This window comes from Citrobacter sp. C6_1 (genome assembly GCF_014596835.2).
GTDB classification, from domain to species: domain Bacteria; phylum Pseudomonadota; class Gammaproteobacteria; order Enterobacterales; family Enterobacteriaceae; genus Citrobacter; species Citrobacter pasteurii.
In genome coordinates this window covers 3,658,706-3,670,577 of record NZ_CP115031.1, presented here as the reverse complement: position 1 = coordinate 3,670,577, position 11,872 = coordinate 3,658,706, and the positions used below count along the sequence as shown (strand labels likewise).

Annotated in this window: 11 protein-coding genes; 7 read left to right on the top strand and 4 right to left on the bottom strand. The window is 53.5% G+C overall.

The features are described from left to right. Positions 1–251: 251 nt before the first annotated feature. From IB196_RS17705 to IB196_RS17685, 5 genes are read left to right on the top strand one after another with little or no spacing between them, the layout of a single operon-like run. Positions 252–1,079 (top strand): ABC transporter ATP-binding protein, encoded by an 828-nt coding sequence (locus IB196_RS17705; protein ID WP_040232828.1) that lies wholly within the window; start codon positions 252–254, stop codon positions 1,077–1,079. Further along, positions 1,076–2,089, top strand: coding sequence for an iron ABC transporter permease (locus IB196_RS17700; RefSeq protein ID WP_155021627.1), 1,014 nt, complete (start codon positions 1,076–1,078; stop codon positions 2,087–2,089). The genes IB196_RS17705 and IB196_RS17700 overlap by 4 nt, the downstream gene beginning before the upstream one ends. Then, positions 2,086–3,138 (top strand): iron ABC transporter permease, encoded by a 1,053-nt coding sequence (locus IB196_RS17695; protein ID WP_149691312.1) that lies wholly within the window; start codon positions 2,086–2,088, stop codon positions 3,136–3,138. Before IB196_RS17700 ends, IB196_RS17695 begins: the two co-directional genes overlap by 4 nt. A gap of 15 nt (positions 3,139–3,153) precedes the next feature. Next, positions 3,154–4,101 carry an iron-siderophore ABC transporter substrate-binding protein gene (locus IB196_RS17690; RefSeq protein ID WP_005127924.1) on the top strand — a complete coding sequence of 316 codons (948 nt, stop codon included), beginning with the start codon at positions 3,154–3,156 and terminating at the stop codon, positions 4,099–4,101. A gap of 2 nt (positions 4,102–4,103) precedes the next feature. Beyond that, entirely contained in the window at positions 4,104–4,997 is an 894-nt protein-coding gene (locus IB196_RS17685; protein ID WP_005127925.1) for a MurR/RpiR family transcriptional regulator, read from the top strand. 73 nt (positions 4,998–5,070) lie between these two features. On the opposite strand, the gene IB196_RS17680 is transcribed toward IB196_RS17685, so the two are convergent. The 3 genes from IB196_RS17680 to IB196_RS17670 form a co-directional block, all read right to left on the bottom strand. Then, positions 5,071–6,177 (bottom strand): 4Fe-4S binding protein, encoded by a 1,107-nt coding sequence (locus IB196_RS17680; RefSeq protein WP_188232282.1) that lies wholly within the window; start codon positions 6,175–6,177, stop codon positions 5,071–5,073. A 219-nt stretch (positions 6,178–6,396) separates the two neighbouring features. Next, on the bottom strand, positions 6,397–7,785 hold the full coding sequence (locus IB196_RS17675; protein WP_005127928.1) for a diguanylate cyclase: 1,389 nt from the start codon (positions 7,783–7,785) through the stop codon (positions 6,397–6,399). Positions 7,786–7,873: 88 nt separating this feature from the next. Beyond that, positions 7,874–8,506, bottom strand: a complete 633-nt coding sequence (locus tag IB196_RS17670; RefSeq protein WP_040232821.1) for a LysE family transporter — start codon at positions 8,504–8,506, stop codon at positions 7,874–7,876. Positions 8,507–8,779: 273 nt separating this feature from the next. On the opposite strand from IB196_RS17670, the gene yahO reads away from it, so the two are divergent. Then, entirely contained in the window at positions 8,780–9,055 is a 276-nt protein-coding gene (yahO, locus tag IB196_RS17665) for a DUF1471 family periplasmic protein YahO (RefSeq protein ID WP_040232817.1), read from the top strand. 48 nt (positions 9,056–9,103) lie between these two features. Here yahO and prpR read toward each other — a convergent pair whose 3' ends face one another. After that, entirely contained in the window at positions 9,104–10,699 is a 1,596-nt protein-coding gene (gene prpR, locus IB196_RS17660) for a propionate catabolism operon regulatory protein PrpR (RefSeq protein WP_188232283.1), read from the bottom strand. A 252-nt stretch (positions 10,700–10,951) separates the two neighbouring features. On the opposite strand from prpR, the gene prpB reads away from it, so the two are divergent. After that, on the top strand, positions 10,952–11,833 hold the full coding sequence (prpB, locus tag IB196_RS17655; protein WP_005127932.1) for a methylisocitrate lyase: 882 nt from the start codon (positions 10,952–10,954) through the stop codon (positions 11,831–11,833). The last annotated feature ends 39 nt before the right edge of the window (positions 11,834–11,872 follow it).

The following is an 11,872-nucleotide window of genomic DNA, read 5'->3' as shown; positions in this document are numbered from 1 at the left end:
GATTCGACGCAATTTAACCGTCGTTTTTTTAAGGGTATTTAATTTTCAATATATTGAAAAAGAATGATTTTCATTGGTTTTTCAGCGTTTTTTATTTGTGCTTTAGTTGTTGGCGACAGGTGATGTAACTACAGGGTGTAATTGCTTGACTACTACAGTGCAAGCCAGCAAGATCACAAAGAGAATGAGTTTTATTTTTATTTAGAGAGTTACGCATGCAGGCTTTGCCATGCGGCGGCGCAGGAGTGAACATGCCACAGCATGTGGAAAATATCGCCCACAGAACGGGCATTGAACTACAACAGCTTTCTGCGGGTTATCGCCATAACACCATTGTCCACGATATCTGTCTCACTATTCCGCAAGGCAAAATGACGGTACTGGTGGGGGCGAACGGCTCGGGTAAATCAACGTTGTTAAGCACTATCGCCCGTATGTTGAAACCGCACGGCGGCAGCGTATTGCTGGATGGCAAAGCCATTCATCAACAGCCCACCAAAGCGGTTTCACGCCAGCTCGGCATCCTGCCGCAATCCCCATTGGTGCCCGAAGGGCTTACCGTTTTTGAACTGGTATCGCGTGGGCGTTTTCCCTGGCAGAACATGCTTTCGCAATGGACGGACGATGACGAACGCGCCGTGGAGCAGGCACTCCAGTTAACCGGAACTGCTGATTTTGCGCATTTGCCGGTAGAGAGCCTTTCCGGTGGGCAACGTCAGCGCTGCTGGATTGCGATGGCGCTGGCACAGCAAACGCCGGTCATCTTGTTGGATGAGCCGACTACGTTTCTCGATCTGCGCTATCAGGTGGAGATCCTCGAACTGTTGCATTCACTGACTCGCCATCATGGCCGTACTGTGGTTGTGGTCCTGCATGACCTGAATTTTGCCGTGAATTACGGGGACATGCTGGTGTTCCTCAAACAGGGGACGTTGCAGGGCGTCGTGCATGATGGCGAAAACTGCACGCCCGAGTTGATTAAGCACGTGTTTGACGTCGACGTGCAGATGTCGGTGAATCCTCTCACCGGCAAACCGTTCTTTATGCCGTTCCGCGCGCCGGGCGGGCAAGAGCAATGACGGTCATGGCAAGCACACTGGCTCGTCGCCGTGGCCGGATTATGCTGGCGTTCCCCGTGTTAACGTTGCTGTTGTGTGTTCTGGCAGTGGTGCATCTGGGTGTGGGCGCACGCACTATCAGCCCGCAGACCGTCGTGCAGGCGCTGTTCCACTTTGACGCGAAAAATTTTGACCACCGGATTATTGTCTCCTTACGTCTGCTGCGCATGACGGCGGCGATGCTGGTCGGCGCGGCATTAGGTGTTGCGGGGGTGCTGTTGCAGGCGTTGATTCGTAATCCGCTGGGAGAGCCGCATATTTTGGGGCTGAATGCCGGTGCGGCGTTTGTCGTTGTGTTGTGCACCGCGCTTGGCGTGACGGGGGTAAGCCAGCCATTGCTGGCGGCAGGCGGTGCTGCGGCACTCTTTTCGTTGGTGATGGCGCTTGCATCTGCCGGGCGCGGTGGCTTAACGCCGCTGAAGGTCACGCTGTGCGGCGTGGCGCTGTCGGCCATGGTGTCATCGCTTACTGCGGCCATCCTGATTCTGGATGAACAAACCCTGTTGGCAATGCGCACCTGGCTGGTAGGTGATCTCGCGGGTCTGCGTTGGGAAAGTGTCAAAAGTGCCGTTCCCCCGTCGCTTGCCGGTATGGTGCTGGCGCTCGCTATCGCGCCGGGCCTGAATATTCTGGCTCTCGGCGACCGTATGGCCTGTGGGTTAGGGGTGAATATTCTGCGCATACGCTTGCTGGCGATGATCGCCATTGCGCTGTTGTGCGGTGCGGCAGTTTCTGTCGTGGGGCCGCTGGGATTTATCGGCCTGTTAGTGCCTAATGTTACCCGCCGTCTGGTAACAGAAGATATTCGTCAGATGCTACCTACGTCGGCATTGCTGGGTGCGGTGCTGCTGCTGCTGGCGGATATTGCCGCCCGCACGGTGCTGGCTCCGCAGGAGCTGGCTACAGGGATTATGACCGCCCTGGTGGGCGCACCGGCGTTTATTTTCATTGCGTCGAGGTTTTTGAAATGAACGATATGCTGCAACGTGCAGGGCTTCGTGCATGGCGGGTGGGTGGATTTTCTCGTGTCATTCGTCCCAAAACCGTGCTGTACAGCCTCAGCCTGACGGTGCTGGCAATCGCATTACTGCTGTTTGGCGTGATGCAGGGGTCGCTCCCGGTTCCGGCTTCCGCTATCGGACGGGCGGTGTTTGACCCTCAGGCGTTGACGGCTCAGCAACAGTATGTCGTTTGGGATGTACGACTGCCGCGACTGCTGATGGCGCTTCTGTGCGGGGCGATGCTCGGATTGGCCGGGGCGGCGATGCAATCTATCACCCGCAACGGGTTGGCCGATCCCGGGCTTATCGGTGTCAAAGAAGGGAGTTGCGTGGTGGTGCTGGCCCTGGTGCTGCTTTTCCCGTCCGCAAGTCTGGTTTGGCGGCCCCTGGCGGGAATGGCCGGCGGCGCACTGGTCGCTGCACTGGTGATGCTGCTGGCCCGTGATTTCTCCCGGCCTCGCTTCGTGTTGATAGGCATTGGCGTGTCGTGGTTCTTTGCCGCGGGAATGGGCGTATTTATGACCACCGCCGATGTCCGTGACGTACAGACTGCTCTGGTCTGGCTGGCGGGGAGCCTTCATGCCGCCACCTGGCCACTGCTGCTGGTGGCACTGGTCTGGACGTTGCCTGCGGCCATCATCTTATTTGCCACGGCGCGCGCTTCGGATGTGGCGTTGCTTGGCAATGCGACGGCAACGGGGCTGGGGGTACGTTTATCCCGACTGGCGTTGTTGCGTTTTCTCGCGCCGGTTGTACTCACCGCTGCCAGTGTTGCCTGCGTGGGCAGCCTTGGTTTTGTCGGGTTGATGGCGCCACACATGGCACGATTCTGGCTGCGTGGCGGACAAACAGCGCTGCTGTGGGGAAGTGCGTTGATCGGTGCATTGCTGGTGCTGGTCACCGATACCGTGGGGCGTCTGGCGTTCGCACCACTGCAAATCCCCGCCGGGATCGTCATTGCCCTGGCCGGTGGACCGTTCTTTTTGCTGTTGCTCTGGCGTCGCCGGGATCGTTTGTAATTGTTAAGAGGGTATATGCGTTTAATCTTTTCATTGCTGCTGCTGGTCGGCTGCACCGTCCAGGCGGCGGTGCCTGTTCAGTCATTTACTGACGATCTCGGGCGAGTGGTGACCGTGCCGCGGCATCCGCAGCGCATTGTGTCATTGCACGATCTCGACATCACTATTCCGCTGATCGAACTGGGCGTGCCTCCGGTGGCCAGTCACGGCCGAACGCGTCCTGACGGTAGCCATTTTTTACGCTCCGGCGTGCTGCTGACCGGCGTGGATTTTGATAATTCGAACATGACGTATATCGGTACGGCAGACATTGATATTGAAGCCATTGTGGCGGCGAAACCGGATTTAATTATCACCGAACCCAGCCGTAACACGCCGATTGAGCAACTGGAAAAAATAGCGCCAACGGTCAGCATCGATCATCTTGATGGCGGTGCGCCGGAAATCTACCGCAAGCTGGCGCAGCTTACCGGTACGCAGAACCGGCTGGCATTGCTGGAACGGCGCTACCGTGAAGAAATAGCCCAGCTCAAGCGGACGGTTGATACGCAGCACATCTCTGTGGCGGTAATACAGGCCAATCAGGGCAAAATCAATGCGTTGCACACCTATCATTCCCTGGGGCGAGTTTTACGCGATGCCGGTTTCACTTTCCCGAAGCTTATCGACAGTATTCCGCCGGGGGGACGCATTGATGTCAGTGCGGAACGTCTGCCTGAACTGGATGCCGATTTTGTCTTCGCGACCTGGCGTGGCGATACCGGCGGTAAACCGCAGGATGAAATCGCGGCGATGGACGCGGTGATGCCTGGCTGGTGTGAGTTCCTGACCGCCTGCCAGCGCGGACATTACGTTTTACTCTCCCGTGAAGAGGCGATATCTAATTCCTATGCCTCGCTCAGTCTGATGGTGGCGCAGGTGCAAACGCACATCGCCGGACGATGGCTACCGGAGGCTAAATAACCATGCTGACGGCGAAAAAAGCCAAAAACCGTATTGATGTCTATGGTGACCGTTTTCGCGCCCGGGCGCATTTGCTCTCGCCACGTATGCAGGCCGTGGCGCGTTATATCAACGAAAACCGCGAAGTGGTGCTGGAGTTTACGGCGATAGAAATCGCTGCCGCCACGCAAACTTCTGACGCGACGGTGGTCAGGGCAATTCAGGCGCTGGGGTTTGCCGGGTTGCGCGATTTAAAGCAGACCATTGAACACTGGTTTGGCCCTGGCGTGACCTCAGAAGAGAAGATGACCACCACGGTCAATACGCTCTCTTGCGATGTTAACTCCAGTATTGATTTTGTCTTGCAGGGGCATCAGCGTACCTGTGAAGCGCTTTCTACACCGCAAAACCGCTATGCAATTGCCCAGGCGGTGGCATTACTGGTAGAAGCCCGTCAGGTGGGAATTTTTGGTATTGGCGCATCCGGCGTATTGGCGGATTATACCGCTCGTCTGCTCAGCCGTATTGGCCTGCCTGCGGTAGCATTTAATCGCACCGGGATTAACCTCGCGGAGCAACTGATCGCATTGCAGCGTGGAGATGTGCTGATCATGATGGCGCAGAAATCTCCGCACCGGGAAGGGCTGACGACCATTCGCGAGGCCAGGCGGTTGGGTGTCCCGGTTATTTTACTGACGAACGCGCTGGACTCCCGTTTTAGTAAAGAAGCAGATGTGGTGATTAACGTGCCGCGCGGCGGCGAGAATGGGAAAATGCCGCTCCACGGTACGGTGCTGGTGTGTCTGGAAATGATTGTGCTGTCTGTCGCTTCTACTGCGCCGCAGCGTTCAATTAAATCCGTGAAGCGGATTAACGAACTGTATCGGGGCATTGGTAAATCCGGGGCGAAGAAATAAACCGGTGATATCCGCTGTGTAGGCCGGGTAGGGTGTCGTCGCCACCCGGCATAAATGCAGACAGATCAAACCATTAATGGCCGATCATTCTGGCCTTCGGGATCAACTGGAAATACATATGATCCGGCACCGGCGTCTGCCAGACGTTGGCGTACACCGCATAACCTATGGCGGCAAACAGAATACCGAGCAGCAGTAGCGTCATTGTCCACCCTGATAACCTACCTTGTCGCCACCATGGTTTAGGCGCTGCGCTGTGCCCTGATTGTGCGCCAGGCGGTGTTTTCAGCGACATGGTCAGCGTCGAGGCTACCGGACATGATTCCACACAGGTCATACATCCTGTGCACTCAACGGTGCGTACCTGAATTAAGCGATCGACCGGAATATTCGACGGGCAGTTCTTTGCGCATTTGCCGCAATCGATGCAACTGTCGGCATTACGGCGGATCTTAAACGGCGAAAGCAAAGAGAACAGGCCAAGCAGTGCGCCATAAGGGCACAGATAACGGCACCACGCATTGCGAATAAACAGGCTCATGATGCTGATAACCGCCACCACGATGAGCGTCGTCGTGCCGATATTACGAAAGAAATCGAGCATCTTAACGTCGATAATCATGCCGTAGGCTGACATCAGAAAATACTGAATCCCCTGTGCTGGCATCGACAGGGCGATATACAGAAAGAAGCTCAGCAGGAGATATTTCAGGCCCAGCAAGGGGAGATCCAGCCAGCGCGGCAGGGTGAAGTTGCGACCCACTATTTTTTTGCCCAGATTACCTATCAGCTCAGACAGCGTACCCACCGGGCACAACCACGAGCAGAACGCTTTTTTTAACAGCAGACTCATCAGGATAAAGGCAACAAGCAGCAGCATGGAAGCAGCGTGAATGGGGGGAAGAAAGCCGGTTTCCAGTGTGTATCTGATATTCATCAGACCGGCAATGGGAAGCCATCCCTCAATACCGCCGGGCCTTGGGATATAAACGCTGGTACCGGCTGTTTCGAAATAGCGAACCCAATACCAGAACGTCACGCCAATATAGATATTGATAGCCAGCAGGAGAAACTGGGTGGCTTTTCTCCAGCTACTGGCATTGCGCCAGTCATTCCACGGCAGTTTCCCTCCGACGGTACCAGGGCGGCGCTGCCAGCGCGTTTTCTTTTTCCCGTTCATGATCTTTTATTATCCCTCATATTTCCCCCTGCATTCAAGAAGACTCATCACCGGGATATGCTACCGCTATAAATATATAGTGTATTTGATTTGCATCTTATTAATCGGCTGCCATTTTTATCACGCTAATGGGCATGTATAAAAATAACAGCACGATATTTATCACAGGTCAGATAAATACCCTGAACGGGGTATTTATTTATCTGTGAGGGACGACAGTCATTCCCGGTACGTTTCTACGCGGTTACGGCCATGGCTTTTTGCCAGATAGAGCGCGCGATCGGCTTTATCAACCAGTTGTTTGTAGTCGGGGTGATAGTCATATTCGGCAACGCCGATACTGACGGTAATAGAGAAGGATTCAGTCATGGAAGCGGCGATACGTAGCTCGGCAATTTTCTTGCGCAGTGTTTCCAGAATAATCGAGGCCTGCGATTCGTCTGATTCGACCAGCAGGATCATAAACTCTTCACCACCATAGCGGAATACGTAATCGCTACTGCGGATGTGCTCATAAATAACGGCCGCGACGTTTTTCAGCGTCATATCGCCAGTATTATGTCCGTAGCTGTCGTTGATCTGCTTAAAATAATCAATGTCCAGCATTGCCAGGGTAAAGGGTTTTCGTGAATGTAACGCCAGCGAGATTTCACGGCGCATAATAGTTGGGATAAAGCGGCGATTAAGCAGCTGGGTCAGCGAATCTTTGCCATTTTCCTGTTTGACCAGCGCTTCAAACATTGAGGCGAGGAGAAAATGGATTTTGGCCGAGAGCTGTCGGACATCCTGCAATAAGCTCATCCGTTCGGTTTCGCCAGGCTGCTGCTGATTCGAGAGTGCCTGTGTCAGACGGTTATCGATTTCAGCGATCACGGATTCCATTTCTGCCAGCAGATTACCGCTGCCAAGAATGTGTTTTCCTTTATGGGAGAACCACATACCAAAATCTGAGTCCGCCAGGAATACCAGATCGCCGGACGGTAATCCGGTCGCAATGTTGTAGATAAACTGATTTTCCCAATCGGTAAACGAACGGATTTGCCGTTCGCGCTCGACGTTGACGTCGTCGTAAATGGTCTGCAGGCGATACTGCTCCTGCGTGTGCAGCGAGTTTTGATAGCTCGGAGAGTAGGAAACGGTCATGGCCTCCAGCGCAGTGTCCATCGCCAGACTGCTGAAACAGATAGCATCGGTCAACAGGCTGACAGAGTAGTCTGCCTTACTTTTCAGCAACTGATACAGCTCTTCTTTTAGCTTACGCGCACCGCGGTTAACCAGATCGATAGGCAGGCCGATACGGGCGTGTACCACACCAATTTCACGCTGTTTTGCCAGCAAGCGCGGGAGGTCTCCATATGCGCTGCCGAGCACGCTGCGCAACCAGTCAAACATACTGCCGCTCAGTCGCGTACTGACCTGCTCCGTATTCAGAAACAACGCGCTCTCCGCATGAGAGAGCATGTAGTCATAAAAAACGGTCACTAAATGGCGGATCTCATCGTCGCTTAACCCTGTGAGGATCGTATGAACGTCAGGGGATGTCTGGCGTATTAGCGCCCGCCATTCTGTAAGGAGTAATGTGTCATTTACGGGATCAACCTGTTCCATCTCACAGCCACTCAAAATGTGATTGAAAAATTCAGGCGGTATTACGGACAATTACGTCACGATGGTCAAGTGAAACTCTCTTTACGCATTAACGATGGCAAATACCTTCATAAATCAGCCTTAAGGCGAAGACGCCGATAATGGCGCCAATTACCCGGCTGGCAATGCGCTGAATGCGACCATATGCACGACGCACCGCAGGAAGAGAAAACGCCTGACTGAGAAAAATACGCCAGATCACAGAAGAAAGCACAATGCCTGCCCATGCCATCAGCCTGGCCCAGGTCGGGGTTTCTGCGCTTAAGGTGACCGAGAAAATACTAATAAAAAACAGTACGGTTTGCGGATTGGATAAATCCGTTAACAGCCCGCGACGAAAGAATACATACCAGGGGGCGGAGATCGGCTGCTGTAACGTGGGCATTTGCGGTGTCGCCTGATGGCGTATGCTATTCCAGGCAAACCACAGTAAGTAGACACCGCCGACGATTTTTATCAGTGAGAATATCTCTTCACATTGGGTGATAAGCGTCGCCATACCAAACAGGCCAAGCCCGGAGTAGAACGCATCGCCCAGTGCCACGCCCAGACCGGTCATCACCCCCGCGCGTCGCCCTGACGCCAGGCTGGTTTGCACCACCACAAACAGGTTCGCGCCGGGGTTAAAAAAGGTTAAAACAAACAGGCTGACGGTGAGCACGACGGCGTGTAGCGGTTCCATAGGCAACCATTCCTCAAATATTCATAAAGTTAACACTATAATTTCAGCGAGCTGGTTGTTCTGAGGATCAACTCACACTGGCTATTGAAACTTTGAACCGGTTGCTGCGCTGATACTCGATGGGCGGTTTTTTCTGTGCCGCAAAATTTCTATATATTTATGCCGAGTGTGGATTTTTTATCCAGGCTGGACTAGTTATTAATCATCCTTGAATCGCGTTATCTCATGTTCAGGGATCGATGATGGCGTCATAACAAAACCTGGAGCTGGTCTATGAAAACTGGAATTAAAGTACTTATTGGTGCATTAGCTTTTGTCGTGACCAACGTATATGCAGCGGAATTTATGACAAAACTTGAGTTTGAAAAGGTTGAGTCGCAGTACACAAAAATCGGTGATATCTCAACGAGTAATGAAGTTTCTGTCGCAGATGCCAAAGAAGAGCTGCTGAAGAAAGCCGAAGAGAAAGGCGCCGATGTTGTGGTATTAACGTCCGGTCAAACGGATAATAAAATCCATGGCACCGCCAATATCTACAAGAAAAAATAATACGCTGCATTGAAAGATAAAGTACCCGCCCGCCTCTGTACTGGCGGGTTATTCTTTTAACCTGCGCCAAAACGTGGTTCGGCTGATACCGAGATATCGTGCCGCCGCTGTTTTATCACCGTTGAATTGTGCCAGTACCTGTTGTGGCGTCAGTGATAATGATATCTGGGGTATTTCGGCGACAATCGCCAGCTCTGGCAATAATTGCTGCAAGAAATGGACGTTAAGTTCTGGTTGTGGCTCGACGCTTAAAAATAATGCCAGACGCTCCATCATATTGCGCAGCTCACGAATATTCCCCGGCCAGTTGTAATTCAGCAGCATATGTTGGCTGAGCCCTAGTCCTTTACGCACAGGCTCAGAAAATGGCACATCCAATTCCGCCAGTGACTGTTTTAAAAAGCCTTCCGCCAGCGGTAAAATATCGGGTAGCCGTTCGCGTAGCGGGGGGAGTTTGAGGCGCAGAATGCTCAGGCGATAAAACAGATCGCGACGAAACTCGCCTTGTTTCATCTCTTGCTCCAGGTTGCAGTGCGTGGCGCTAATCACCCGTACCTCTACCGGAATGGGTTGATGTCCGCCTACCCGGGTGACCTCTTTTTCTTCCAGTACGCGCAGCAACCGGGTTTGTAGCGGCAACGGCATTTCACCTATCTCATCAAGAAACAGTGTCCCGCCGTGGGCGATTTCAAACAGACCCGCGCGTCCACCCCGCCGTGAGCCGGTAAAAGCACCATCCTCATAGCCGAACAACTCCGCTTCCAGTAAGGATTCGGTGATCGCCCCGCAGTTGACGGCAACAAACGGCGGTGAGGGTTTACCGCGTCGATTCTCCTGACGGGTGAAATATTCACGATGAATGGCCTGTGCCGCCAGCTCTTTCCCCGTACCCGTTTCGCCCTGAATCAGCACCGGCGCACGCGAACGGGCGTAGAGCATTATGGTGTGCCGCACCTGTTCCATCTGAGCAGAGTGACCGCGCATATCTCCCAGTGCATAGCGGGTGCGCAGCGTATCGCCAGAAGCGTATTGACCGTTTCGCCGCAGCGTCAGGCGCGTCATATCCAGCGCATCGACAAAGGCCTGGCGCACGGTAGCCGCTGAATAGATAAAGATGCCGGTCATACCCGCTTCTTCTGCCAGGTCGGTAATCAGCCCCGCGCCGACTACCGCTTGTGTACCGCTGGCCTTCAGTTCGTTGATTTGCCCACGAGCATCTTCTTCAGTGATATAGCTGCGCTGTTCAAGCTGCAAATTGAAGGTCTTTTGAAAGGCGAGAAGCGCAGGGATAGTTTCCTGGTAGGTAATGACGCCAATCGACGAGGTGAGCTTTCCTGCTTTTGCCAGCGCCTGGAGCACGTCAAATCCGCTGGGTTTAATCAGGATCACCGGGATCGATAAACGGCTTTTCAGATACGCCCCGTTAGAACCCGCCGCAATGATCGCATCGCAACGCTCGGTAGCCAGTTTCTTGCGGATATAGGTGACCGCTTTTTCAAAACCCAACTGAATAGGGGTGATGGTCGCCAGATGGTCGAACTCCAGGCTGATGTCGCGAAACAGTTCGAACAGGCGGGTGACCGAAACCGTCCAGATAACCGGTTTGTCGTCGTTCACCCGCGGCGGAAGATGCGTATCAGCCATAACCAACCCAAAAAGTAAGGAACCGAGTATTAGGGTTTAGTTGTGTTTCATAAATGTTGCAATGAAACGTTAAGGCCAGTTTCATGAAACGATAGCTGACACGCTTTTGTACAATAAAGATACAGCAATTGATTTTAATGTATTGTTTTTGAAGGTGAATGTATAAAATGATTAAAAATTAAGGTCTTTGGCATACCCCTTGCTTTAAGTAAATCAACTAATGATAACAAGTTGATAACAAGAGGACGGGATATGTCTCTACACTCCCCAGGGCTGGCGTTTCGCGCCGCGCTCAGCAAAGAAAATCCATTACAAATCGTTGGCGCCATCAACGCCAATCACGCTCTGCTGGCCCAACGCGCCGGGTATCAGGCGATTTACCTCTCCGGCGGCGGCGTCGCTGCGGGGTCTCTGGGTCTGCCGGATCTTGGTATTTCTACCCTTGATGATGTGCTGACCGATATTCGTCGCATTACTGATGTTTGCCCGCTGCCGCTGCTGGTGGATGCAGATATCGGGTTTGGATCGTCAGCGTTCAACGTGGCGCGTACCGTGAAGTCGATTTCCAAAGCTGGGGCTGCCGCGCTGCATATTGAAGATCAGATCGGCGCCAAGCGCTGCGGTCATCGTCCGAACAAAGCGATCGTCTCTAAAGAAGAGATGGTCGACAGGATCCGCGCCGCGGTGGATGCACGTCCCGATCCTAATTTCGTCATCATGGCGCGAACCGACGCGTTGGCGGTGGAAGGGTTAGAGGCTGCCATCGATCGCGCCCAGGCGTATGTCGAAGCAGGCGCGGACATGCTGTTTCCGGAAGCCATCACCGAGCTTGCGATGTACCGCCAGTTTGCCGACGCGGTGCAGGTGCCGATCCTCGCCAACATTACCGAATTTGGCGCTACGCCGCTGTTCACCACCGATGAATTGCGCAGTGCGAACGTCGCGATGGCGCTGTATCCGTTGTCGGCCTTTCGCGCCATGAACCGTGCTGCGGAAAAAGTTTACAACGTGCTGCGCCAGGAAGGCACGCAAAAGAGTGTGATCGACATTATGCAGACGCGCAACGAACTGTACGAAAGCATCAATTACTACCAGTTCGAAGAGAAACTCGACGCGCTGTACACCAAAAAGTAGGCCGGATAAACGTAGTGCCATCCAGCATTGCCTGATGGC

Excerpts from the sequence above, each read along its gene's own strand:
- IB196_RS17705 (WP_040232828.1), top strand. The coding sequence starts at position 252 with ATGCCACAGCATGTGGAAAATATCGCCCACAGAACGGGCATTGAACTA.
- IB196_RS17700 (WP_155021627.1), top strand. The coding sequence starts at position 1,076 with ATGACGGTCATGGCAAGCACACTGGCTCGTCGCCGTGGCCGGATTATG.
- IB196_RS17695 (WP_149691312.1), top strand. The coding sequence starts at position 2,086 with ATGAACGATATGCTGCAACGTGCAGGGCTTCGTGCATGGCGGGTGGGT.
- IB196_RS17690 (WP_005127924.1), top strand. The coding sequence starts at position 3,154 with ATGCGTTTAATCTTTTCATTGCTGCTGCTGGTCGGCTGCACCGTCCAG.
- IB196_RS17685 (WP_005127925.1), top strand. The coding sequence starts at position 4,104 with ATGCTGACGGCGAAAAAAGCCAAAAACCGTATTGATGTCTATGGTGAC.
- IB196_RS17680 (WP_188232282.1), bottom strand. The coding sequence starts at position 6,177 with ATGAACGGGAAAAAGAAAACGCGCTGGCAGCGCCGCCCTGGTACCGTC.
- IB196_RS17675 (WP_005127928.1), bottom strand. The coding sequence starts at position 7,785 with ATGGAACAGGTTGATCCCGTAAATGACACATTACTCCTTACAGAATGG.
- IB196_RS17670 (WP_040232821.1), bottom strand. The coding sequence starts at position 8,506 with ATGGAACCGCTACACGCCGTCGTGCTCACCGTCAGCCTGTTTGTTTTA.
- yahO (WP_040232817.1), top strand. The coding sequence starts at position 8,780 with ATGAAAACTGGAATTAAAGTACTTATTGGTGCATTAGCTTTTGTCGTG.
- prpR (WP_188232283.1), bottom strand. The coding sequence starts at position 10,699 with ATGGCTGATACGCATCTTCCGCCGCGGGTGAACGACGACAAACCGGTT.
- prpB (WP_005127932.1), top strand. The coding sequence starts at position 10,952 with ATGTCTCTACACTCCCCAGGGCTGGCGTTTCGCGCCGCGCTCAGCAAA.